Origin of the sequence: Pseudomonas sp. IT-P100 (genome assembly GCF_949767185.1) — a bacterium.
GTDB lineage: Bacteria > Pseudomonadota > Gammaproteobacteria > Pseudomonadales > Pseudomonadaceae > Aquipseudomonas > Aquipseudomonas fluorescens_B.
In genome coordinates this window covers 67,471-93,399 of sequence record NZ_CATKQK010000001.1, presented here as the reverse complement: position 1 = coordinate 93,399, position 25,929 = coordinate 67,471, and the positions used below count along the sequence as shown (strand labels likewise).

Annotated in this window: 12 protein-coding genes; 4 read left to right on the top strand and 8 right to left on the bottom strand. The window is 57.8% G+C overall.

Annotated elements, in window-relative coordinates; all coding sequences use genetic code 11:
- Window positions 1-27: 27 nt before the first annotated feature.
- The 5 genes from ACM6IQ_RS00380 to ACM6IQ_RS00360 form a co-directional block, all read right to left on the bottom strand.
- Window positions 28-4,656 carry a neuraminidase-like domain-containing protein gene (locus ACM6IQ_RS00380; protein ID WP_017340503.1) on the bottom strand — a complete coding sequence of 1,543 codons (4,629 nt, stop codon included), beginning with the start codon at window positions 4,654-4,656 and terminating at the stop codon, window positions 28-30.
- A 106-nt stretch (window positions 4,657-4,762) separates the two neighbouring features.
- Window positions 4,763-9,991 (bottom strand): Tc toxin subunit A, encoded by a 5,229-nt coding sequence (locus tag ACM6IQ_RS00375; RefSeq protein WP_414877856.1) that lies wholly within the window; start codon window positions 9,989-9,991, stop codon window positions 4,763-4,765.
- A gap of 87 nt (window positions 9,992-10,078) precedes the next feature.
- Complete coding sequence (locus tag ACM6IQ_RS00370; RefSeq protein ID WP_144425288.1) at window positions 10,079-10,459, bottom strand: hypothetical protein; 381 nt, start codon at window positions 10,457-10,459, stop codon at window positions 10,079-10,081.
- A gap of 340 nt (window positions 10,460-10,799) precedes the next feature.
- On the bottom strand, window positions 10,800-11,159 hold the full coding sequence (locus tag ACM6IQ_RS00365) for a PilZ domain-containing protein (RefSeq protein ID WP_031319091.1): 360 nt from the start codon (window positions 11,157-11,159) through the stop codon (window positions 10,800-10,802).
- Between the two features lie 233 nt (window positions 11,160-11,392).
- A complete protein-coding gene (locus ACM6IQ_RS00360) occupies window positions 11,393-11,770 on the bottom strand; it encodes a tetratricopeptide repeat protein (RefSeq protein ID WP_017340506.1) in 378 nt (125 codons plus the stop codon).
- 157 nt (window positions 11,771-11,927) lie between these two features.
- Here ACM6IQ_RS00360 and pyk point away from each other — a divergent pair, with 157 nt between their 5' ends.
- Window positions 11,928-13,379, top strand: a complete 1,452-nt coding sequence (gene pyk, locus ACM6IQ_RS00355; protein WP_017340507.1) for a pyruvate kinase — start codon at window positions 11,928-11,930, stop codon at window positions 13,377-13,379.
- Between the two features lie 172 nt (window positions 13,380-13,551).
- Here pyk and ACM6IQ_RS00350 read toward each other — a convergent pair whose 3' ends face one another.
- The 3 genes from ACM6IQ_RS00350 to ACM6IQ_RS00340 all read right to left on the bottom strand — a co-directional run bounded on the left by ACM6IQ_RS00350 (window position 13,552) and on the right by ACM6IQ_RS00340 (window position 16,399).
- Complete coding sequence (locus ACM6IQ_RS00350; RefSeq protein WP_414877855.1) at window positions 13,552-14,301, bottom strand: enoyl-CoA hydratase-related protein; 750 nt, start codon at window positions 14,299-14,301, stop codon at window positions 13,552-13,554.
- A 63-nt stretch (window positions 14,302-14,364) separates the two neighbouring features.
- On the bottom strand, window positions 14,365-15,300 hold the full coding sequence (locus ACM6IQ_RS00345) for an iron-sulfur-binding ferredoxin reductase (protein WP_017340509.1): 936 nt from the start codon (window positions 15,298-15,300) through the stop codon (window positions 14,365-14,367).
- Window positions 15,293-16,399 (bottom strand): GGDEF domain-containing protein, encoded by a 1,107-nt coding sequence (locus tag ACM6IQ_RS00340; RefSeq protein WP_414877854.1) that lies wholly within the window; start codon window positions 16,397-16,399, stop codon window positions 15,293-15,295. Before ACM6IQ_RS00340 ends, ACM6IQ_RS00345 begins: the two co-directional genes overlap by 8 nt.
- A gap of 468 nt (window positions 16,400-16,867) precedes the next feature.
- Here ACM6IQ_RS00340 and ACM6IQ_RS00335 point away from each other — a divergent pair, with 468 nt between their 5' ends.
- The 3 genes from ACM6IQ_RS00335 (at window position 16,868) to ACM6IQ_RS00325 (ending at window position 25,883) form a co-directional block, all read left to right on the top strand.
- On the top strand, window positions 16,868-18,391 hold the full coding sequence (locus ACM6IQ_RS00335) for a fumarate hydratase (RefSeq protein ID WP_017340511.1): 1,524 nt from the start codon (window positions 16,868-16,870) through the stop codon (window positions 18,389-18,391).
- Window positions 18,392-18,576: 185 nt separating this feature from the next.
- The gene (locus tag ACM6IQ_RS00330; protein ID WP_414877853.1) at window positions 18,577-23,223 is read left to right on the top strand and encodes a SpvB/TcaC N-terminal domain-containing protein; all 4,647 of its coding nucleotides are present in this window, start codon (window positions 18,577-18,579) and stop codon (window positions 23,221-23,223) included.
- Window positions 23,223-25,883, top strand: coding sequence for an RHS repeat domain-containing protein (locus ACM6IQ_RS00325; protein ID WP_414877852.1), 2,661 nt, complete (start codon window positions 23,223-23,225; stop codon window positions 25,881-25,883). Before ACM6IQ_RS00330 ends, ACM6IQ_RS00325 begins: the two co-directional genes overlap by 1 nt.
- Window positions 25,884-25,929 lie beyond the last annotated feature (46 nt).

Here is a 25,929-nt window from a genome sequence, read left to right as displayed (position 1 = left end):
TGTTGTCGTTAGTAACAGCTTCCACGTTCAAACATTTATCGACGATGAAACGGGTTGGTTTTGCGGTGGCAGCAATCGCACATTCGCACGGCTGCCTTTGAGCTTCTCGATCACGGCCTGGGTGTACGCTGTGTTACCGGCAAGCGCCAGGTAGCGGACACGAATGATGATGTCCGTCAGGCTGCTAGTGAGTGCCTGCTGCGTATGGTCTTTGCCCATCGGCAACTCGAGCTTCCATTTCGATACCGCGCCGGTACCTTCATAAGGCAGGTAACGTTCATCCTGCTGCATGTTCCCGCCGAGATCGTCCACGCCGCTGGACACGGCTATTTGTTGGCTGTTACGCAGATTGAGCTTGATGTCCAAAGGCGTGCGCGCGGCATCCGGGGCATACAAGTAATCCAGCGAACTCTCGACCGGCTTTACCGCCGTGGTACTGGAAAGTTGGGTAAGAATGGCGCGAGTATCCTGATAGGGACCCAACACTGCGGGGAACGTCACCTCAACGGTCATGATCTGCCGGCAGTAATGACCGGGATAATCCAGGTCAAACATCTTCTGGGTAAATTCAAAGTCGACTACCCCGTCGTCGCCAAATTTTTTCAGAACTTTTTCCCAATTATCTTCACTCCCTTCTTCCGCTGCCTTGGCATCGAACAACTGACGCAAGGAAATGGTTTTAGTCATTTCCAGACGCCGCTCGTGCCGGTGGAGAAACGCGGATTCCATGCGCAACAGATCAAGGGCAATCGATTCGCCAGCCATCAACCCGTGATGTTTGTCCATCCAGACATTGGGGCGAACGAAGGTGGTGTCGTAGTCGCCCATTTCATACTGCCAGGAAGCCTGGGTGCTCAGGCACATGCCGACCACGGCATCGTGGGCCTGGTAGTAATGGGTCGCCATCTGGCTCACCAGCCAGCGATACAACTCGACGTTGGTGGTTCGGGTCTTGTGGAACGAGTAAATGGCCTGGGCTTGTTCGGCGCTTTTCTTGGCATGGCGCAGACTGGCTTCGGCACCATGAATCGCAGATTCCTGTGCGATGATTTGCTGATCAATTACTTCAATTTCTGCTTGGGCTTGTTGCTCCTGAAAACGCCATTCAGCAGACCGGCGATCATTGAAAGCCGTGATTCGTAAGCTTTCAGAAACCCCATAACTAATAGCCCCTGATCCGGCTAGAATTGAAGCCATGTGCGCAGGAGGCGCCCCTTTATCCCCAGTTTCACTTGTGGCAGAAATGAACGGCACGCCGAAAATCAACCCAGCCATTCCACCAACCTTCTGAAAAATCCTGCCGACCCCGGCGACGACCTCAGGAATAAAGGCTCCCGCACTTGTTACCCGACTAGCGACAGCCAAGCCGTCCGCAGCCTTTTCCCTTTCTATCAGCCCATCCTTTTGCAAGTCCTTGTAGTAGTTTTCCCGTTGCTCGATAACCGCTTTACTCTTGCTCAACCCTTCCTTCGCCGCTTTCAACTGATCAATCGTCGCCTGTTGAATTTTCGTGGCGAATTTACTCAATTCCATCACATGAACCTGGTGCAATTCCTCCAGTTGCCTGCTGTCACGCTGCTCCATGAACTGCAGCACCTGCTGGCCGAAACGCATCAAGGTCTGCACCGCATTCTGTGTCGAGGACAGCATCGGGCGAAAACGGTAATGCGGAATGTTCAACCAGCCACCAGCGCTGCGCGATGCTCCGGAAGATCCCCCTGCCTGAGCCCGTAACAAATCCAATGGGTTGGTTGGTGGCGCGAACAAGGGCAGAAACATGGGCTTGCCATCGATGGTCAAGTTGTTTGCCATGTTGCTCAGGCATTGCTCGATATGCAGCCACAAACCCAGCAGCATCTCGTTTATCGGCGGACGGAACTCATCCAGTTCAAGGCCGGCCAGCTGCGGCGTGCCAACAACCCGTTCGGGCAATGTTGCGACATTGACCTCGATCTGTTGCGCAAACAGTTCCAGCTTCGAAGGCCCGCGAGGCGTGGAGGGCGTGAGAATATCCTTGACCGATTTCGGCACCCAGTGACTCATGGGGGCAGCATCAGGTTTGGGCCCGAGCAGCGCCAGAGCTCGCTCATAGAGCAACTTCGCGGCCACCAGATCATCGCGTGTCAAGCGGCGGTAAAGTTCATCGGCGTTGGTCAGGATGCAGCGCACATAGTTCATGAAGATGGTTTTGCGATAGATGACAGGGCAGGCGTAGGCCATGGCATCCGGGTCTACCAGATTGTTCGCTTCGGCACCGGCATAACCGGGCTCCAGCAACGGACGGCAGTACCAGTGCAGATCAATGTTGGTCGACTCTTCTTCACGCTTGTTCTGCGGGTCGAACAGGTAGTGATACCAGCGTTGGGACTCAAGATAATTGCGTTCTTCACACAATCGATGGGCGATCAGAAATGGCAGGTGGAAGAACAGTTCCCAGTAAAAAACCCCATGAGCGCTTTTGAAATCCATGGGTACAGAAGCATAACCACCAGCAACGGCAGTTGGCGCAGGCTCTGGAGAGTGCTGGGTTTCCCAAGACAATAACTCATCAATCGACACGGCCACTTTCGATTTCAGGACCGGACCAAACAGCGAGTTGAGGCGAACCCAGCGCAGTTTACTCAAACCCAGCGCCTGCAAATCCAGAAACTGTGCACCCGAGGCCTGCGTGTCGAGCAGCGGCAGGCTGCTGGCCGTGGGCGCCTGGTTGATGGTCACCTCATACTTGTCACGGCCGCGCGCGCCCTTGTCATCACCCCAGGTTACATTCAGTATTTTGCCAGCCGGGTCTCCGGACCATTTGTATTCAATCCAGCCAGAGGCATACCAGTTCACCAGATCGAACGTGAACTCCTGCCCCTTGACCTTGTTTGCTCCATCGAACAGGCTCAAACCGAATGTCAACTTTTGAGGCTGTGCATTGACGCTGATTTTATTAACCGAATCGCTGAATCTGGCCGCACCCTGTGGCGTGCGAATTGACAATCCAGCGCCAGTGAACGCTTCGTCTGGTCGTTTGAGGGCCAGTTGCTCCAGCGTTTGCTGCGACAACTGAATCTCCTTCGTCGCGCGCCACCACCTTCCCTCTACCGCAGTGAACTCCGCGGCCGGGATACTACCCAGGACACTTTCCTGCCCGGCGATATTGTTGAACAGCAACTCGATGTGCATCGCAGCAGGTGTCAGAAGATGACATGTCAACAGAACAGACCAGGGCCCGGCGTATGAAATTTCGAAGAAAGCCGGTTCCCCTTCAAATCTGTGCTGAGAAAGCAGCACGATTTCCTTCAAATCGAAATCGAGCCGCGACGCCTGACACACCCCCTGGACCTGCAGTGTGTTCTGAATGACGTTCTGCGCATCCAGTCGACTGTCGAAATTAAGGCTGATCCCCAGCGTGCCACTTAGATCACCCTCGACAGTTCCTCCACTGGCCGGTGCCGCGAGGACCCGATCAAGTGCCGCGTATTCATCACGAATGACTTTGTGCTGCAACAAACGCTGATCTTTGAACCGCCCACTGGACCAGCTCTGCAACGTCGCAACCTTGATTGCCTGTGGCTGGAACAAAGCATCGACACAGGCAAACAGCCAACCCGGAGCGGTATCATCACGCCAGGCTTGCACACCCGGGGCTGCATCGAGGGAGGTAAAACTGACGGCCAGCCAGTCCTCGACATCTTTGCGCGAGCCCGCGACCGTGACGGCCACCAAACGCATGGTTTCTTTTTTCAGAATGGCGAATTGCTCTTTGCGCAAGCTGACCGGCGTGGACCAGATGTCGTTCAACCCCAGCCAGGCAAGCTTGGCCTCTACCGTCCATGCGCCAGGCTTGGTGACAATGCCGTCCTTATCCTTCTCATCCGGGGCTTGTTCACCTTCGATATACACCACGCTCAAACGACCACCGAACACCACCAGGCGAACCGCCAGCACCTCTAAACCCGAGGGCAACTGCAACTCTTCCCATTCTGTCCAGTCTGCCGGATTGAGGTATTCCGTGTCCTGGTTCGCCTGATTAATGTGCACTCGAACCTTGCGCCAGTAGTAAGCGTAAGGTTGCTCGGTCTGCCGGCCGATCATGTAATAGAAGGTGTTCCGGAAAGTGGGCTCATCAGGTTTATCGACTGGGGCTGGTTTGTCGGTGCTGTCGATGTACCCGGAAATCAACTGCAAGTTGCACACTTTTTCAAATTTGCCCAAGTGCTCATACAAAGCAGTTTGCACCGACGCGTCACTGATACGGGCTTGTGACAAGTTGTTTTCAAGGTCGATAAATGACTTGGTTTTTTTCAGCCGAAGACCGGGTGAAATGTAATTATGCGGGTCATTCTGCAGCATCTTGTAACCCGACCAATCGCTGATATTGCACAAGCGCTTGTACCAGTACTCCAGGTCATCGTCAGAAAACTTCTTGTCGTAGCCGGGCTCCATCCGGTTATAGATTCTTCCCAGGTAACGCTGCAGGCAGGCAATCGCCTCCGCCAAGGGTGACGTGTCGACTTTGTCGGTCATCTGGGTGTCCATCAGCAGATACTGTTCGATTTCGGCAATGGTTTTCAGCCCCAACACCGGGTTAGCGACGTGTCCACGATAGTAATCCACCAGCGCATCACGACGGCGCTCTTCCAATGCCCCGATAACGGACTTTTTCATTATCAATTCTCCATTCCAGCCGTAATGTCTGTGAGTTACGTCGCAGGGCGCTATGCCTGTTGTACGGTCAATGCAAACTCAATAGATCGATGATCTCATCGAAGCATCAGGGGGCTTTTTCATTGGATGCAGTGGCGACGACTTCGACGCTGTATGCATCTGGCAACCAGGCTGAATCGCCGATACCGGCAACAGACAATTTCGCATTGAGACTGTAACTTCCCGGCTGCTCCATATCTTTTGATTGCAACTCCCAACCTCCGCTTGGCATAACGGTGGCGGTGCCATAAATAATTGTCTGCTCCCACCCCTTGACCAGTGTCACGGTGGCTCCAGGACGGCCGAATCCGGAAAATACGGGATTGGCAGCAACTTTGGCGCCGCTGCGGGGTGACTGGATATGGGGCGGTTTAAAGGAATTCTCTTTAACGGTAACCATGACATCCGGTGCCCAATACTCGGCACCCGCGGCAGACAACTGCTTGACGGACAGCGTGCACGGACCCGCCGCTTGGGGTTGCGGTAGCTGGACACACCATCGACCCTGATCATCGACTTGAGTCCGTGCCCGATAAGGCAAATCCTTGCCGATAAAAACCTCAACAATGCTGCCTTTCGCGCCCGTACCTCCCACCACCATTCGTTGCTCCACCTCCGAACCGGGCAGCGGATGCTGGACCACGGCCGCGCCGGACCACAAATGCCCCTTCAATACCAGCGTCTGATCAATCCGGTTGCACAACCAGGTCAATTCGAAGCTGCCATCGCGCAAGTCGGCGCAATCGATGGACCAACTCATGGTCTCGCCCGAAACGATGGTGTATTCCCCCGTGAGTGGTGCAAACGTCATCCCCATGGCTTTCGCGGAGAAAGGCGCACTCCAGCCCAGCGCAGCACGTGCCCCATTGAGGTCATGCGTGGTTTCAGGAGTAAGATCGAGTCGATACTTGCGATTGCGGGTAAGGTTCAGGAGGTCACCCGGTTCGATGACTTGCTCGACGGGGGCTGTTGCGTCAGTCAGGTCGATGAGCTTGATGCGCCACTGCAGCGGCTCAACCACTTCAAGGTCGAATACCCGCTTGTCAGTGCGCCCCTGCATGCGGGCCGTGACTTTATAGCGCCCCGCTTTGGCAGCAAGGAACGGGAACATCGAACGACCGTCGCTATCGGTAGGCACCAAAGCTTCTTCAGGTAGCTCGGGTTGCTCCCCCTCTTCCGGTGGATCCAGAAACTCAACAACCCACTCAATCGGATAACGGGCGATCGGCGAAGCGTCGTTGTCCGCCAGCTCCCGGACTTCAATCCACAATTGGCTGGCGCGGTCAGAACCTGCAACCGGCAAGAGATAATCGGCCGATTGACCATGCATCACAGCGCCGCTGGCCACCTCGAGCTCAAGGGATTTACTGCCGTGGGTTACAGAGGCCTTCACTGTCAGCGGCCCAGCTGTAACGGATGACACGGTGAACGTCGCTTCACCGTTCTCGTCGCTGTCGTCGCTGCCAAGCAGGGTTTCGCCCCGGTAGAAAGTGACTCTCGCACCCTGATAAGGCCTGCCATCCAGTCCAATCACTAGACAGCTCAACTCCAGCGACAGTCCCGCCACAGCAGGTGACAACACCTTAAGCACCGTAATGCGAGGCCGATCAACAAAACTGATTTTTTCGAATCTCACAGGGTCCTTGTCTTCGTACCGCGCGGTGACTGTGAGATCGGCCACCGCTTCCCGGCTGCGCAAACGGGTTCGGGCAAAGCCGTCCTTGTCGGTATAAGACACCACCGGGTCCAGAGTTCCACCTGTACATGCCCATTGAATAGGGCGATCTGCAGCAAAATTATAAAACCTGTCATCCAGCCTTACCTGAAGCTCAAGGTATTCGAGGTTCCCGGCCAGTTTCGGCTCGAAAGGCCCAGTGCTGGTGTCCTCTTTTACGAAGTCGATAGTACTTTCGTCACAGTCAATCAAAATAGGTTCGGCATACACCCGCTGCCCCAGGCCATAGCGGGCAACGACTTTGGCCAGGCCCATCCAGTTTCCCGCCTTGAAGCGCACGCTCGCTCTCCCTGCGTGATCGGTGACCGACGTCACCTCTTGCAAGCCGCTGCGTTCACACTCCCAGGTCACTGTAATGTTGGCCAGAGGCTCGCCCTGGAAGTCTCGCAGCATGACTTCGATCCGCGCGTACTCGCCGGGTGCGTTAGCGATCAGTCGGTTAGTCGAGACCGTCGTAGTGCCCGTTACACTTTGTCCAACCTCACCAAACTCCTGTGCTTTGCTCTGGATAGCCGACTCAGACAAACACTGCACGGCGTGCTCTGCCGCCTGGCGACAGCTCTGCACATCGCTTTCCGGACTCAGCATGCCCAATTCCAAAATGGCCTTGGCGTCCAGGCCTGTGGTCGCGGCACAGCCTCGCGCACGGATCACAAAGTCAATCTGCGACAACTCACGAATCAGTGGCAGATCGGGCGCCAGATAATTCGCACACTCCAATACTTCCTTGATGCCCCATTTGACTGCCTGTGCCAGTGAGCTCGCTGCACCATCGCGAATAAGCCGAATGTCCTCCGGGGTCAGTTGGGGCGGAAGCTCATTGACCAGTTTCAAATACGCCAGCAGTTTCTCGGCCGGCTCCTCGGTGTGAATGACTGCGCGACCGTAGATGGTCAACAAGTAGAAGGTATCGAGGGTCAGTTCCTCGATTTGCCGAAGCCCGAACCAGCGCCAATGCTCTTGGGTCGTCAGCGTGGCCAGCATCGCGGAACTCAATGCCAGTTTTTTCACCACGGCGGTACGGCGAACCAGATGCGCCAGCATCTTGAGAATATCGTCACCGACGGCGATGGTTTGTTCCGCTTGTGTCGCATCGCCCAACACCCGCATCGTTTCATTGAGCAGCAGGAAGACCCCGTCCGACTCTACCCACCGCAGCACGGCCAGGGCCTGGTCCTGTTCGACATTGAGATAAACCGCCAGACTCTCTTGCACGACGGCACTCTGCGCCGCCCGGGTCTGCAACACGACCGCCAGAACGGTCGCCCGTACTCGCTCAGCCTGTGTTTCATCAACCTCCGCCATTTCGACCGCACCGTTGATTTCGTCTTTGGCCCAGCTTTCGTACGACGCGTCATCTACAGCATGACCTTTGACGATCAAGCCCTTTTCTTCAACGATCTCGTTCAGCAAGGCCAGCCAATTCGTGCCGAGCTCTGCACGAACCGGTGGAATGCCTGCGCCCAACAGCGCTTCTTCGGTCAGGCGAGTCGGTTCCAGACGCTTGCGCAATTCTTGCAACAGCGCCAATTCGGCTTCTGAAGCCGCTGTCGGCACCTCGACCGGCGACACGTGTTGCACCAGCCAGATCACCTCAAGGTTATTTTCCCGGCACCATTTCACGCAGGACTGAACGGCATGCAGTACATCCAGCACGTCGGCCCTGCCGATCGTTCTATAGCTACCAATGTGGGGGTGCCCCAACAACTCACGCAGCCAATCGCTGCCCATGGGGCTCATGGTTTCCAGCAGCGCTGCCAGCTCTATCGAGGTCACCCCACAGAAAGACGACAGCCTGACCAGTCGATAAAAGCTTGAGACGACCCTGACACTACGCTCCAGCTCATTGCGCATGCCGTAACATTCGGCGACCACTCGAGCGAGATAACGCCAGGTTTCCAGATTAATGCCCAAGCCACTACAGATCTGATCTACCGTGCGACGATCACTGTCGGTTTGCGGGTGAATGGCAAACTTGCCGCCATCGAGGCGAAGCGGTGTGTCGAACAACGATTGGCCGTTAAACACGCGGTCAAACTGAGATTGCTCTTCGCCGCGAGCACAGACGCTCATCTCGTCGATCAATGCCGCAAAATCCTCGGCTGTGCATCTGAACTCCCGACGGAAATCCTGAAAAAGCCCAATGGCTCGCAGCGTACTGTCGGTGATTTTGTAGGATTGAGTCGCTAGCTCTTTTGCCACAGGCTCATTCGCCGATTTGCGTGCCTGGGCACGGCCGGCGGCCACCAACAGCAGATCGCATTCGTCGTACGGCAGATCGATGTGCCGAGCCAGGCGAAGCATGCGGTTAATCAGGTCGAAGTGCCGTTTGGTCGCGTTTATCAGTTTCCTGTCTGTCACCGCGCCCGAAGGTTGGGACACGCTGATTGCATCTGCATTGCCTTCCGCGTTGATAAACACCGAGCCGAACGTTTTCGCGTCCGCCATGGGAGGGGAGGAGACATTCGGAGAAATGTGGGGGGCATAACGTTCAATCGACAACAAGCTGGCCAACTGATCCGAATTGATCGAGGTCTGGGTGCAAAACGTCACTACATCAAGCAAATCGTCGTAATTGGCACCGAAATTGTCTTTGAAAAAATCGTCGTTGGTGGCTTGCGGATCAGGATCGATACGGCCTGTACGGCGATCCACTCGCTGGAGCTTCACTTCCTCGGGCTCCTCCGTCATGACGTACTTATTCTCCGACAGCAACGCCTGCATCGCCGGTCCCAGGCCGCTGGCCTGGCGCATGGCAATACTGGAGCGCCCTCCGTGAGCCCCTGCTTCTTTCCAGTACGGATATTTCGGATCGGCGATCCGCACCACATCCCCCAGGCTCAAACCCTTTTGCTGCAGCACATGGTTCCATTGCACCCGGTACCATTCGAACGGCAACGTGGTCATGGGATAGCGTGCCTGGAGCAGCCGGTCCTCAACAACTTCATCGGCCAGAAGAGGGTCTTCAGGCTGATTTTCGATGATGTGACTCAGTACTTTGTTCACCAACACCACCGTCGGTGTCATCTGGTAAGCCATTGTCGGATCGATGACACGGGTTCCCAGATCAGGCCGCCGGACCGCCATTGTTATTTTTTTTGCACAACCTGCATCTGCGCGCACTTCGAGTTCAAGGGCCTTGGTGAACAGCTCCACGAAGTACGCCACCGGTGCATCGTTGGCATCAAGGTTACCCGGCAGCGTGGTCTCACCCCAGGCGGGATTGAACAGTTTTTCATGGTTCGGGCCATCGACCAGCGCGCTGATGCCGGTGTAGTGCAAAGCGTTGCGCGGTGTATGGCGAGTCAATCGGTGATTGCGAAACTGGCGTGCAACATGCACCAGCACACTGTTGGATTTGTTCTGTACAAGTCTGGCTTCATGGCTGGACAGGCCGAACGTATCCATCAATCCCTGATGCCCCATCCGCACCAGTTGCAAGACCGAGCAGTTATCAGCGGTGAGTTGCTGGTCTTGCGTCAGGCTTTGCATCCGCTCCTGGCCGACCGTCGAATCGAAAAGTTGTGAAATGAGTGAATTACCGCTGGTTTCCTTTGTCATGGGAGATTTCCTGAAAGCGACGGGGGAGACTTCGTGCTACAGGTTTAAGCGATTCAGGAGCAAGCCGTAACCTGTGATAAATGACAGTCACGATGAACGGTCTTCGATCTTGTGCGGTGCATAGTCCAGAGAGGATGTCGCAGGGGGGGTCAATACATAGAACCATTCAACAAAGGTCCAAGGGGAATTATCCTGATCTTGCCGTTTACTGACCGCATGCAGTTGGTGGGGCCCCGGCGACAGATCCTGCCAAAAGTGCCTATCGTGTAGATTTTTGTATGTTCCCATAGGCCCAGAAGGATGAAAGTCGATCTGAAAACCATCAGGTGTTAAACGCCCTCCTTCTCCTTCCTCAAGTTCAACTCTCAGGCTACGACCAGCATGGGCGTAGTAGGCCTTATGAGATTGAGGTGTGTTTACAACAGGGGCCGCTAGATTGGATTTCGGGTCATTCTGAACTGCTGTCATGTTTTCGCTCTCCTGCGGTTGAATAGCGTTCTCCTGGCTATTGCTACCTAACCAAACAGCGAATGGCTACCTGTAATAACTGACAGTCCCGACGAGTGGCTCCCCTCAGGCAGCTTGATTTGGCCGAGAGCCTTGAAGACAATCCCCCGGCATCTGGCAGTGGCGATTTAACAATTGAGTGAGTTGGGTTGTTGCGGGTGGAGAAGTCGCTGGAAAACGGACAGGCGTTCAGCGCGGCTTAGTCTCTATACGTTCAGGATGTGTTGTTTGGTCCGGCGCTTTCGCGAGCAAGCTCCGGGCGGCGTTTCGACGAAAGCAATTGCACCGGCGCCGCAAAACGTCAGGCCGAAGCCGGCAACGGCTGAAAACTGAAGTACTGCTTCAACGCCGCCACCAGTTGCCCATACTCCGGCGGTGCCCATTGCAGGCTGAACCCGGCGTCATAGTGGTGAGGTGTCGCGTCTTCGTGGCACCACAGGCAGCAGGCCTTGAGGTCGATGACCTGCTGGCAGCCATCGGCCATGGGGATTTTCAAGCGCAGATCAAAATCGGCGCCGATCATCATCGGTAACTGACTGATGAGCATCAGCCCGTCTTCAGAGACGTTGCCCAGGAAACCAATCGGTTTGTCGGTGACGCTGTTGAACACTTTCAGAAAATACGGCAGTTGATGCCGCTCGATCCGGCGGTCAGTGAACATGCGCAATTCGCCCAGCAAGGCCCTTAAGCAGGGCCGCACTAATGCTTCGGAACGGGCCTGCCTTTATAGATAGGCAATGGGCGCGCTCTCCCCGATCCCGGTGCGACAGTCCATGGAACCGCTGTCGCTTACTCCTGCCGATCACAGGTGTTACGTCGGCTTGACAGCAAGGCTCTAAACCGGCTTATTCGACTATAGCTCACCACCGCCAGTGAGCCAGCCGCTGGATGCAATCAGAACCGGGTCGGGCGAACCACGGCGGCAGAGTTGCGCAGCGGGTAATGACCCAGCGACTGCAAGGTTTCCAGTCGGGCGCGGGCACGATAGGCGTACTCGCTTTGCGGGTAGGAGGCAATGATGAACTGGTAGGTCTGCGCCGCATCGACAAACAGCTTCTGCCGTTCCAGGCACAAACCGCGCAGCATCGACACTTCCGGCCATACGTAAGACCGCGCGCGGCTGGCGCGTTCGACTTTGGACAGTTCAAGCGTCACTTGCTCGCAATTGCCACGGTCATAAGCCTTGTAGGCATTATTCAAATGATGGTTCATCGAAAAACGGGTGCAGCCCACAACACTGAGGGCAAGAATGGCTATGAGCACGAATCGCATGGGGGTTCTCCTGTCTTGAGCTCTGTATCGACCCGTGGCGCAAAATCTTCAAGATTGTTCGTTTAAAGATATAAACGAATAAGTAGTGCAAACGAACAATGACTACAACCGGAGACCATAGTAGCCTCACTCAGCGCTTGAACTCAGGAGTCTATGCATGTCCGTCCGTCGCACCAAAATCGTCGCTACCCTTGGCCCGGCCAGTAACTCGCCGGAAGTTCTCGAACAGCTGATTCTGGCTGGCCTGGACGTCGCCCGCCTGAACTTCTCCCACGGCACCCCCGACGAGCACAAGGCTCGCGCGAAGCTGGTGCGTGACCTCGCTGCCAAGCACGGCCGCTTCGTGGCCCTGCTGGGTGACCTGCAAGGCCCGAAAATCCGTATCGCCAAATTCGCCAACAAGAAGATCGAGCTGAAGATCGGTGATCAATTCACCTTCTCCACCAGCCATCCTCTGACCGAAGGCAACCAGCAAGTGGTCGGCATCGATTACCCGGACCTGGTCAAGGACTGCGGCGTGGGCGACGAGCTGCTGCTCGACGACGGTCGTGTAGTGATGCGCGTCGATACCGCCACCGCCACCGAACTGAACTGCACCGTGACCATCGGCGGCCCGCTGTCGGACCATAAAGGCATCAACCGTCGCGGCGGTGGCCTGACTGCTCCGGCCCTGACCGAGAAAGACAAGGCCGACATCAAGCTCGCCGCAGAAATGCAGGTCGACTACCTGGCCGTGTCCTTCCCCCGTGATGCGGCCGACATGAACTACGCCCGTCAACTGCGCGACGAGGCCGGCGGTACTGCCTGGCTGGTGGCGAAAATCGAACGCGCCGAAGCCGTGGCCGACGATGAAACCCTCGACGGTCTGATCCAGGCTTCCGACGCGGTGATGGTTGCCCGTGGCGACCTGGGCGTGGAAATCGGCGACGCCGAGCTGGTGGGCATTCAGAAGAAAATCATTCTGCACGCACGCCGCCACAACAAGGCTGTGATCGTGGCGACCCAGATGATGGAGTCGATGATCCAGAACCCGATGCCGACCCGTGCCGAAGTGTCCGACGTGGCCAACGCCGTGCTCGACTACACAGACGCCGTGATGCTGTCCGCCGAATCCGCCGCCGGCCTGTATCCGCTGGAAGCCGTGCAAGCGATGGCGCGCATTTGCGTCGGTGCTGAAAAGCACCCGACCGGCAAGACCTCCAGCCACCGCATCGGCAAGGAATTCACCCGCTGCGACGAGAGCATCGCGCTGGCGACCATGTACACCGCCAACCACTTCCCGGGCGTCAAAGCGATCATCGCATTGACCGAAAGCGGCTACACCCCGCTGATCATGTCGCGCATCCGTTCTTCGGTGCCGATCTATGCGTATTCGCCGCACCGCGAAACCCAGGCGCGCGCAGCGATGTTCCGTGGCGTGTACACCATTCCGTTCGACCCGGCCTCGCTGGAGCCACACGAAGTCAGCCAGAAGGCGATCGACGAGCTGGTCAAGCGCGGCGTCGTGGAGAAAGGCGACTGGGTCATCCTGACCAAGGGCGACAGCTACCACACCACCGGCGGCACCAACGGGATGAAAATCCTGCACGTTGGCGATCCGCAGGTCTGAGTGACCGGCTGCTGAAAAAACAAAGCCCTGCCATGTGAATGGCGGGGCTTTTGGTTTCTGATCCTGAAGCTGCAGTGTCTGGGCGGACCTCATCGCGAGCAGGCTCGCTCCCACAGGGGATTTGTGGTGCACCGAGCCTGCTCGCGATGAGGCCCGCCCGGCCCCCGTCGATTCAATGTCGGTTGATAAACCCCGACAACGCCGCAAGCGCTTCCGGCGAGCGCAGCCGTTGGGTGAACAACGCGCCCTCTTCTTCTATCACCTTGCGCAATTGCTCGCGATCCGGGGCTTTCATCAATTGCTTGCTGATGCGCACCGCTTCCGGTGGCAGCGATTCGAAACGCAGCGCCATCTCCCGCGCCTTGGCCAATGCCGCTTCACCACTGCCCAGCGCTTCGGTTGCGATGCCCCACTCGGCCGCTTGCTCACCACTGAAACCTTCACCGAGCAGCAACAGTTCCGCCGCTTTGGCATGCCCGAGCAATCGAGGCAAAAGCAGGCTGGAGCCAAACTCCGGGCATAAACCGAGGTTGACGAAGGGCATGCGCAGTCGAGCGTCGCGGCTGATGTAGACCAGATCGCAATGCAGCAGCAACGTCGTGCCGATCCCCACCGCTGCACCTGCCACGGCAGCGATCACCGGCTTGCGGCATTCAAGCAAGGTGAGCATGAACTGAAACACCGGGCTGTCGAGGTTGCTCGGAGGCGCTTGCAGGAAATCGGCAATATCGTTGCCGGCGGTGAAGCATTCGCTGCTGCCAGTGATCAGCACCGCGTTGATTTCGGGGTCGGTGTCAGCCTGTTCCAGCGCTTCGGCCAAATGGCTGTACATGGCGCGGGTCAGGGCGTTTTTCTTGTCGGGGCGGTTCAGGCATAGCGTCAGCAGGCCGCGTTCGCGTTCAATCTGGATGGCATCGGGCATGGCGTGTCCTGATCTGAGAGGATCAACTGTGGCGAGAGTGCTTGCTCGCTACAAAGTCAGCGCTCAACCGCGAGGCAGGAAGACGTCGGCCAGCAGTTGATTGCGCGGCAGTCCCGCCAGATACAGGCGCCGGGCAAAGGCATCGACGCTGTCGGGGGACCCGCAGAGTAAGGCTAGGGTTTGCCGGGAAACAAGCCGCAGTTGCGCCAAAGCCGCGGGCAACTCGGTCGGCGTCCACAGTTCGATACTGAGGTTCGGGCGGCTGGCGGCCATGGCCTGCAGAGGTTTGGCCAGATAATGCTCATCGGCATCATGGGCGAGGTGAATCACGCGGATGCCGCCCTGGTGATCCTGGCGCAGGGCTTCGCGCAAGACGCCGAACAACGGGCCCAGCCCGGTTCCGGCGGCCATCAGCCAGAGTGGCCGGGTGTGCCAGTCCGGATCGTAATGCAAGGCCCCGCCGCGCAATTCGCCGAGACGCAGCGGATCGCCGATTTTCAACTGACGCGCCGCCTCACTGAATTCGCCCGGTTGGCGACAGTCGACATGGAACTCCAGAAAGCGGTCTTCTTCCGGCAGGCTGGCCAAGGAATAAGGCCGCGCCACGTTGCCGCTCCACAACACCAGATGCTGCCCGGCGCTGTAGCGCAACGGGCGTTGCGGCGTCAGGCGCAGACGCAAAACGCTGCTGCTCAACCAATCGACGGCGGCGACCTCGGCCGGACGACCGTCCTGTTGCGGGTCGAAAGCATGCACCTGCAAATCCTCAACCACCTGGCACTGACACGCCAGGCGCCAGCCTTGCTGACGCTGCTCTGCGCTCAGGGCATCGGGCCGGCTGTCGCTCGGCAATCCTTGCGTGCATTGCACCAGACACGCATGACAACTGCCGGCGCGGCAGCTGTAAGGAACGGACACGCCGTTTTGATTCAACGCATCAAGCAGGTTGCTGCCAGACGCCACCGACCATTGACGATCGCCGACCCGTAACTCAGGCATCGACGTTCTCCCACGCCGCCGCGCAACGATTGCGGCCGTCGCGCTTGGCGCGATACAGCGCCTGGTCGGCGCGCTGCAAAGCGTCGTCGAGATCATCGCCCAGCTCCAGCAGGGTCATGCCTGCCGACAGGCTGAGATTGCCGACCTTCAGGCCGATCAACTCGACGTCGGTGAAAGCAATCCGCAACCGCTCGCAGCAGGAAGTCAGGCGTTCCGGGCTGCAGTCGGGCAGCAGCAACACGAACTCTTCGCCGCCATAACGAGCCAGCACGTCCCCCTCACGCAGACAGGCGCTGGCCACACCGGCAAAGGCTTGCAGCACCTGATCGCCGGCAGCGTGGCCGTGCACATCGTTGATGCGTTTGAAATGGTCGAGGTCGATCAGCGCCAGGCCATGCACCACGCCGAGCTCCATGGCGTTGAGTTCGCGTGAGGCCAGGCGCAGGAAATGCCGACGGTTGAACAGCCCGGTCAACTCGTCGGTGGCGACCAGGTCTTCGAGCTGGCGCATCATTCCGCGCAGGGTGTCCTGATGCGCCTGCAAGGCGAAGCGGCGTTGGCGCATCCGTTGGCGTGACGCCTGTACGTAGCGGGCGTAAAGCTCCAGCCAGACCAGCACGATAAACAGTACGCACACCTGCAACGCGGCCAGTGCCGGGTCGGCCAACTGGAAGTGGTAGCCCTCCCACAGCGTGATCGCGCTGAAACTGAAAAACACCAACAGCGCGCACCGCACAAAGGCCCGGCGCGACAGATGAAACAGCCCGAACAGCAGAATCAGCACGTAGAACACCAGAAAAGCGCCGCGTGCCTCATCCAGATTGGCAACCAGCCAGGTTTGCCAACCCAGCCCCAGCAACACTTGCGCTTCGGTCAGGCTGGGGTCGGAGAACCGCAGGTTCCAGCCACTGTAGAAGACCGCGAACAACGTCGCCTGGCTGATGACCACCAGCGCGCTGCCGACAGCGACATTGGCCAGGGGCTCATCGTAATGGCCGGTAAAAAACGCCAGCCACAGCAGCAGCAGGGCCAGGGCGTAGGTGCCGGCTGCGAGGGCAAAACGTTTGAGCAAAAGGCGCTGGATGGCGTTATGGGTCAATCGTTGACTCACCGTGCGAAAGGAGGCTGACCGAGTGTCCTACTCTACAGACCGAATGCCACTTTAGTGGCGTGTCTGACAAATGACCATTCAATTTTCAACGCATAAAACTGGCGTCAAAGCGATGACCCCAATGAACCGATTTCCTGTGGTGAGGGGGATTATCTGTGGCGAGGGGATTTATCCCCGTTGGGTGGCGTAGCCGCCCCAAAACATGCACCTCGGTGCGTCAGGTATTTCGCGTGTGTCGGATTGACGACTGCTTCGCAGCCGAACGGGGATAAATCCCCTCGCCACAAGATTGACTGCCGGCGCGTGTGCCGGCCTGCGAGGCGCGTTATACTGCCGCGCCTTTTTAGCGTCGCGCCAGCATGCCCGGCGTGCCTTGAAAGGTGCTTGCAACCGACCGATGCACCCAAGCTGCAAGCACCTTATTGAATGTTCCCGTCTTTTAGAGGAGCGCGACTCATGACCGTGATCAAGCAAGACGACCTGATTCAGAGCGTTGCCGACGCCCTGCAGTTCATATCCTATTACCACCCCGTTGATTTCATCCAGGCGATGCACGAAGCCTACCTGCGCGAAGAATCGCCAGCGGCCCGTGACTCGATGGCGCAAATCCTGATCAACTCGCGCATGTGCGCCACCGGCCACCGCCCGATCTGCCAGGACACCGGCATCGTCACCGTGTTTGTCCGCGTGGGTATGGACGTGCGTTGGGATGGCGCCACCATGGGCCTGGACGACATGATCAACGAAGGCGTGCGCCGGGCTTACAACCTGCCGGAAAACGTCTTGCGTGCCTCGATCCTCGCCGACCCGGCGGGCGCTCGTAAAAACACCAAGGACAACACCCCGGCTGTTATCCACTACTCCATCGTTCCGGGTAACACCGTGGAAGTGGACGTGGCGGCCAAGGGCGGCGGCTCCGAGAACAAGTCGAAAATGGCCATGCTCAACCCGTCCGACTCGATCGTCGACTGGGTATTGAAGACCGTTCCGACCATGGGCGCCGGCTGGTGCCCACCGGGCATGCTCGGCATCGGCATCGGCGGTACCGCCGAGAAAGCCGCGGTGATGGCCAAGGAAGTGTTGATGGAATCCATCGACATTCACGAGTTGAAAAAGCGCGGCCCGTCCAACCGTATCGAAGAGATGCGCCTGGAGCTGTTCGAGAAGGTCAACCAGCTGGGCATCGGCGCCCAGGGCCTGGGTGGCCTGACCACCGTGCTCGACGTGAAGATCATGGATTACCCGACCCACGCCGCTTCGTTGCCGGTGTGCATGATCCCGAACTGCGCCGCCACCCGTCACGCGCACTTTGTATTGGATGGCTCCGGCCCGGCGACCCTGGAAGCGCCACCGCTGGACGCCTACCCGGAAATCGTCTGGGAAGCCGGCCCGTCGGCCCGTCGCGTCAACCTCGACACCCTGACCCCGGAAGACGTGCAGAGCTGGAAGCCGGGCGAAACCGTCCTGCTCAACGGCAAGATGCTCACCGGTCGCGACGCCGCGCACAAGCGCATGGTCGAGATGCTGAACAAGGGTGAAACCCTGCCAGTGGACCTCAAAGGTCGCTTCATCTACTACGTCGGCCCGGTTGATCCGGTGCGCGAAGAAGTCGTTGGCCCTGCCGGTCCGACCACTGCAACGCGGATGGACAAGTTCACCCGTCAGATCCTCGAGCAAACCGGCCTGCTGGGCATGATCGGCAAATCCGAGCGCGGCCCTACCGCGATCGACGCGATCAAGGACCACAAGGCCGTTTACCTGATGGCAGTGGGCGGCGCGGCTTACCTGGTGGCGCAAGCGATCAAGAAGTCTCGCGTGGTGGCTTTCGCCGAACTGGGCATGGAAGCGATCTACGAGTTCGACGTGAAAGACATGCCGGTGACGGTTGCGGTGGATAGCAAGGGTGAGTCGGTGCATATCACTGGGCCTGCTATCTGGCAGAAGAAGATCAGTGAGAGTCTGGCGGTGGAAGTGCAGTAAGTTACGCTGCCCCCCCCCTGAAAAGAACCGGCCTGTTGGTGACGACAGCCGGTTTTTTTTCGCCTGGAGTACGCCAGGGATTTTTCCGGCCAACAAGGCAGACCTGTCAGATATGACAGGTCACAACCACCGCGCCCCCTGATAAGTTGAATGCACTTGTGCGTCCTTGTCAGGTGGAAACGGAAATGGCCACGGAAGAACAAAAAGGCACTATCAATATTTCAGCTCCCGCCCAACCGAAAATCGGTGGCGCCATTGCCAGCTTTGGCGGCTGGGGGGCAGTGGGCACGACAGGTTCGGCCTCGTTGGCCATACCGCTGCCCGTTTCCCAGGCGCCCAACCGGGAAATGGTGCCGGCCCTTTCGCTTGGCTACAGCAGTCACGTGGGCAACAGTATTTTCGGTATCGGCTGGCATTTGACCGTGAATGCAATAACGGTGCGCACGAGCAAGGGCGTTCCGCTGTACGACAAGCGCAAGGATCTGCTGGTCGGCGCCGACGGCGAAACCTGGATGCCGGAGCTGGATGCCGACGGCGAGATCGTTGACAGACTCGTCACCCTCGGGACAACCAGCTATCGAGCCATTCGCTATCAGCCACGCATCGAGGGTGGTTTTGCCAAAATCGAACGGCTGATCAGTGACGACGATGCGGCAGGTTTCTGGCTGATTCATAGCGCCGATGGCAATCGCCATGTCTATGGCAAGACACTGGCGTCGCGCCGGGCGGAACCAAGGGACGAGAGCAAAGCGCTGGAACCTGAACGCGTCGGGGTCTGGCTGCTGGACGAAACCGTTACTCCCCGCGGTGAGCACATCGTCTATGAATACAAGGCCGAAACGGAAAAACCGGTCGCGCCGGATTTTCGCGACTATCGTGCCCAGCGGTATCTGCACCGGGTGCTCTATGGCAATGCAGTGGCGGAGCCTGAACTGTACTCGCTGAAAGTCGGTGAATGGAAAGACGTCGACTTCCATTTTCATCTGCTGTTCGATTACGGCGAACGCAGTCACGACCTGACGCAAATACCGGTATACGGTCCACCTTACACATCGGGCGGCGATCAGTACGGCGAATGGCTGGAACGCAGCGACCCGTTCTGGAATCACGATTACGGATTTGAACTGGGCACTCGACGTCTGTGCAGACAAGTCATGATGTTTCACCATTTCCGCGACGAACTGGGTAACTCACCGAAACTGGTTCAACGGCTTCTTCTGGAGCACCACCAAGGCGCGCTGGACTACAACCATCTGACTGCCGCTCATCTTCAGGCTTACGGCAAGCAAGACGATATCGAGAGCCGGCCACCGTTCGAATTCAACTACGCGCCCTTCGATCTGGAAAAAGCTGATCAACCCGGCTGGAAAGCGTTCCCGCAGATGCCAGGCCTCAATGAAGGTCAGCGTTACCAGTTGGTGGATTTGTACAGCAAAGGTATGCCCGGCATTTTATGCCGCTATGACAAGGCCTGGTATTACCGCGAACCGTTGCGCGATAACTACCCCAGCGATGACGTTCGCTACGGCGACTTGAAAGAACTGCCATACATTCCGCTGGCCGACAGCAGTAAATCGCTGCGTCAGACGCTCACTGACCTGAACGGTGACGGCAAGCTCGAATGGGGCGTACACGCCCCGACCATGAACGGCTGTTTCACCCTGAATCCTGACCGCCAGTGGTCAGGATTTGTCCCCTATAAAGCCTTTCCGCTGGAATATTTCCATCCTCAGGCGCAAATGACCGATCTGGTCGGCGACGGTCGCACTCACGTGGCCCTGATCGGCAGCAACAGTGTGCGTTTGTACACAAATCTGGGCGATGACCAGGGGTTCAGTGCCGGCCGGAATGTTGAACACGACAAAGACGATGCCCTGCCACTGCCGAGCAATTCAGAAACCGAAGTGGTGGGCTTCAGTGATGTACTGGGCAGCGGCAAACAGCACCTGTTCCGTATCCGTCACAACAGCCTGGAGTGCTGGCCCAACCTCGGCCATGGGCGCTTCGGGACAAGAATCGTGCTCAGCTCACCAACGTTCCCTTACGAGACATTCAATGCCTCGCAAGTGCTCCTGGCGGACCTCGACGGTTCAGGCGCAACGGACCTGATCTACCTGCAATCCGACGGATTTCTGATCTTCATGAACCACTGCGGCAAGGGCTTCGTCACCGAACCTGTCGAAGTGCCCTGGCCCGAAGGCGTGCGCTACGATCGGTTGTGTCAGGTCACCACGGCGGACCTGCTGGGAATGGGTTGCACCAGCCTGATCCTGACCGTACCGCACATGTCTCCCCGGCACTGGCGCTACGATTTCGTCAACGCCAAGCCCTACCTGGTCAACCGCAGCAACAACAACATGGGCGCCCTCAGCTTTATCGACTATCGCAGTTCGGCGCAGGAGTTCCTCGATGAGGAATACGAACATCACCTGATCGACAAGGACGCCGTCGTCGAGTCCGAACTGCCATTCGCCATGCATCTGGTCAAGCGCCAGACTCAGGTCGATGAAATCACCGGCAATAAACTGACCCAGCTCATGAGTTACCGCCAGGGTTACTACGACCCCTTCGAACGGGAGTTTCGCGGTTTTGGCCTGTTATTGCAGACCGACACCGAAGCCACCGAAGCGGTACGTGCAACCTTGGGGTTCACCGCTCCGATCCTGAGTAAAACCTGGTTTCACGTTGGCAAATCCATTAATCAGCCAAGGGTCGGGTATTACAGCGACGATGCGCAGGCTGTTGCGCTGCAACCGACCAAACTGGAACGCTTCCATCTACGAGACAGGGTTGGAGAACCGCTTGAGCCTGACGAGGAAACGACCCGCCAGATCGCACGATCGCTCAGTGGCTCGACATTGCGCTCTGAAGTGTTCGCTTTGGATAATCCAGTGGTGCCCTATGCGGTGTCGGAGGCTCGCTTCCTGGTACGCCTGCTGCGGGCGAAAAACGAGCACTACCCCTATGCCGTGCTGCAACCCATGGCGCTGGAATCGATCAGCTATCAGTACGAACCTGAAATGCCCGACGATCCACGCTGCGAGCACACCCTCAATCTGAAATGGGATGAGTTCGGCAGTCCGCTGCACGCCTTCATCGTCTACTACGCACGGCGCAAAACCGACGAAACACCGCCCTTCGACGACGAGCATGACAACCGATACTGGAAGGACGCCCACGATGAGGCGCAACAGCGCTGGTATCTGACCGAGTCCAAGGCCGAACTCATCCATCTGTACGATGAAGCGACCTGGAAACCGGGAACGCCTTTTCGACTGGGGTTGCCGTATCGCGAGCGCGGGAATGCGCTGGTACTGGAAAAGGCGCAGTTAAGTATCAAGGATATCCATCACGAGAATTTCCTGGCGTGGAGCGAGGACGAGGGGGAGTGGGCGAAGCAGTCGGTGCTCGCCGGCATGTCGATGCAGTTATACATTGACCCTGCCACCCACCAGACCATGGAAAAAGGCGACGCGACAATTCACGCGCTGCCTGGCTACGTGGAAATCGCCGAACTGGATGCCCACGCCTTGAGCGCTTACGACAAACTCAAGGATGATCAGGGGCAGATGCCTTTCAATCTCAAGGAGAAGCTTGAATCCCCCGAAGTGGGCTATCACATCATGAAGTGGTTCCTGCCCGAGGTGGAACAGGCCGAGCCTGATGATCCGACCGATGCGAAAAACTACCTGTGGTCCGTGCACCGTGGTTTCCCGCGCTACCTTGGTCCGGAGGGTTTCTACAATGTCGAATCCTTCCAGCAGACGCAAAGTCACGGCGTCACGAAAGTCACGTATGACCCCTACTGGTGCCTGCACACGGCAATCGAGTTACCGGACGGTTGTGTCACCCAGATCCTCGATGTCGATTACTGCACGTTCTTGCCCGCAGCCATCAAAGACCCCAACCAAAACACTCAGGAAGCGTGTTACAACGCCTTTGGCGAAGTGTTGGTCACCAGTTTTCATGGCACCGAACTGGGCCTGCCAGTGGGCTTCGATCCGCTACAGGACTACGTGCGCCCTACAGATCGCAGCCCGGCTCACGCCATCGAATCGCCCAAGGTTGCCATCGGCAACTTCGCCATGGCCATGTTCAGCGATGCATTGAGCTGGATGGGGCAAATCCCCAAGACCGAGTCACCGGGTGCGCAATGGTTGGCCTGGGCACGGGAACAAGGCTTTGTGTTGCCCAGCGGGCATCTCTGCGATCGCGCCCGCCAGCACGTGCTGGCGCTCGAAAACCCGAGTGCGCAAGAACAGCTTCTTCAGCAATACGTCGACGCCGCCCACCGAGAACCTGTTCACGTCGCCACCTTGCAAGCGGACCGTTACCCGGGTGATCCGGAGTTACAGATTCGCATCGCCATCCTCCATCAGGATGGCTTTGGCCGGGTGCTGCAAACCAAACAGGAAGTCGAGCCTGGCAAGGCCTGGGTGGTGCTGGAAGACGGCACGCTGAAACTCAAGGAAGATGGCCAGCCGGAAGAAGCCGAAGCCACACGGCGCTGGCGGGTCAGCGAACCGGTCGAATACAACAACAAGGGCGAGAAAGTGCGCATCTACCGGCCTTACTTCGCGGATCAGTTCCGACGTATCAACGATGACTCGCTACGCGTGTTCGCCTATCACGACCAGCAGTTCTACGACGCCGCCGGCCGACCGACCCACACCATCCTGGCAAAAAAAATGCCGCAAGGCGAAAATTCGGAACTCAAACCGTTGCGCCGGGAACAGCGCTACCGCTGCTGGTACGTCATCGCCTTCGATGAAAACGATCTGTTTGATGAACCACCCGCAGCAACACGGCGCCTCAACAGAACGCTGCATTGATGCCAGCCATTGATGAACAAACTCCACACGTTGGAGTCATCGACAACCGTAACCTGTCAGTACGTGAGGTGGCGTACTGGCGGCGGGACGCCAGCGAACTCAAGCCTGAATCGCGGGTGACGGCTCAGCAGTACGACGCGGCCGGCCGTTTGGTTGCGCAACGGGATCCGCGCTTCCTCGCGCCTGGGTCCCGCCCGAACACGGCCACCGTTTACAGCTTGTCCGGCACTGCGTTGTGCACTGAAAATCTCGACGCCGGATGGCGCCTGGGTTTACCGGACGGGACCGGGCAAATGCGCGAGCATTGGGATGGTCGAGGCAGTCATTGGCAGCATGATTACGACGTACAGCGACGGCTGACAGCAGTCCATGAGCACATGCAGGGCTTGACCGTACGCACCGTTGAACGCCTGACCTATGCCGACAACGCGGGCGAATTTGCCAAGCGCAACCAGTGCGGGCAACTGATCCGCCACGATGATCGAGCCGGTGCAGTGTGGCTCGACCAGCAGGCACTCAGCGGCGGAGTCGTCCGGCAACGTCGACGGTTTTTACCGGACCAATGCGAAGTCCATCCCCACTGGCCCGTTGTCGAAGCGGAACGCGACACCCTGCTGCAACCCGGCGTGGGGTACACCACCACCGCCCGCTTCGGGTCGCTGGGACAAGTGCTTGAGCAAACCGATGCCGGAAGTCACCGTAAGCACTTCAGCCTTGATCGCGCCGGGCAATTGCAGCGCATTGACCTGACCCTCGAATCTCAAGGCCGGCAACCGCTGTTGAAAGCGGCGAGCTACAACGCCGAAGGCCAACTGCTGACTCAGCTGACCGGCAACGACGTCACCAGCAGTGCGACCTACGAGGCAGCAGGCGGTCGGCTGGAACGCTTGACCGCCATCACCTCCGCAGGCGTTCGTTTGCAGGATCTGCGCTTTGAGTACGACCCGGTCGGCAACATTCTGCGACTACTGGACCACACCCAACCCATCACGTTCTTCGCCAACCAGCGTGTAGAGGCAGCAAACACTTTTTCCTACGACAGCCTTTACCAGCTGACCTGCGCCACGGGTCATGAGACCGCCAATGCCGGTCAGCCCCCCGGTTTGCCGGAACTCATCATTCCCAGTCCCATCGATCCTGGCAGGCTACTCAACTACACCGAGTATTACGAGTACGACGCGGGCGGTAACCGCACCGGGTTGCGCCATGTCAGCGATAGAAATCCGTTCAGGCAACAGCTGCGCGTCGATCCGCACAGCAACCGCGCCTTGCCCTGGAACGAGGGTGACGACGAACCGGACTTCCTGCGTGACTTCGACGCGAATGGCAATCTGCAACGGCTGGTTCCCGGTGCTCAGGCGATGAACTGGGATGCGCTGAATCAGCTACAAAGCGTGACCACCGTTCGCCGCCCGACCGCCGCCGATGACGGTGAAGGGTATCGCTACAGCGCTAGCGGTGAACGGGTGGTTAAATTCAGTACCCAGCAGGCCCGTGCCGTAGCTCATCGACGTGTCGTTCATTACCTTCCGGGGCTGGAAGTGCGCACAACCGAAGACGACGAAGAACTTCAGGTCATCTGCGTTCCACTGGCTCGTGGCAGCGTGCGGTGCCTGCATTGGGTCAAGGGCAAACCCGATGATATCGACGCTGATCAACTGCGCTACAGCGTCGACGATCATGTGGGGTCTTGCAGTCTGGAACTGGACGAGCACGCAGGTGTGATCAGTCATGAAGGCTATTACCCATTTGGCGGTACAGCCTGGTGGGCGGCTCGTTCGCGTGTTGATGCCGATTACAAGACCATTCGGTATTCGGGCAAGGAACGGAATGCTTGCGGGCTTTATTATTATGGGTTTCGGTATTACGCGCCGTGGTTGGGGCGATGGGTGAATCCGGATCCCGCTGGCTCGGTGGACGGCCTCAACTTGTATTGGTTCTGCGGCAATAACCCCGTCTGCAGGACAGATTCTGATGGGCGTACGTGGGGGCCGGCTGACGATGAGTATGTAGAAGAATTATTCAAATATAGAGTTGAATATGAAGCGCTGCCTTCTCCTGCACCCGAACTGAATGATGAGTCCATGGATTATCAGGACTCTGCTAAAAGCCAGGTCCCGCCGCCCCCACCGACGGCTGATCAAAAGGCCGTCCTCGACATTCTGAATGCGGACCCCGATCAACCCGATCACCATTGGAACGATGCAAACTTGCTGGAAAGAACCAGCTTTGGCGGCAAAGTGTACCGGGCAGATCGGCGTAAGCCTGAAGAGGTGCTAAACGAGGGGTTCGAAGCTTCAACTGAGTTCACTGCCGTCAGTAAAATGATCTGTAACGAGGCGTTGATTGTCGCGGAGACGCTCGAAGGGGCGCTTTTTTACGCAGCACAATCGCCAAATGGTTATTATTTCTATGAGATCGATGCCAAAGATGTAGGTGGCGTCTCCTTGCTTGAAAACCTGATACTCAATACACCAAGAATGCTTCAACACCTTGATGCCGAACCCACCAGCAGCCCGTCCAGTCAAACCGGGCTGGCCAACAGAATGCATGAAGCACATTTGAGTATTGATGATCTGAGATCGAACAGACGTGCTGTAGTGTCGTTGGGGCAACTGCCACAAGAAATGGAACGCATGCGCCAGAGAATCAACTTCTGATAAGTCAAGAAGGCGGCCGATGTCATGAGATGATCGCTGGCGCAAG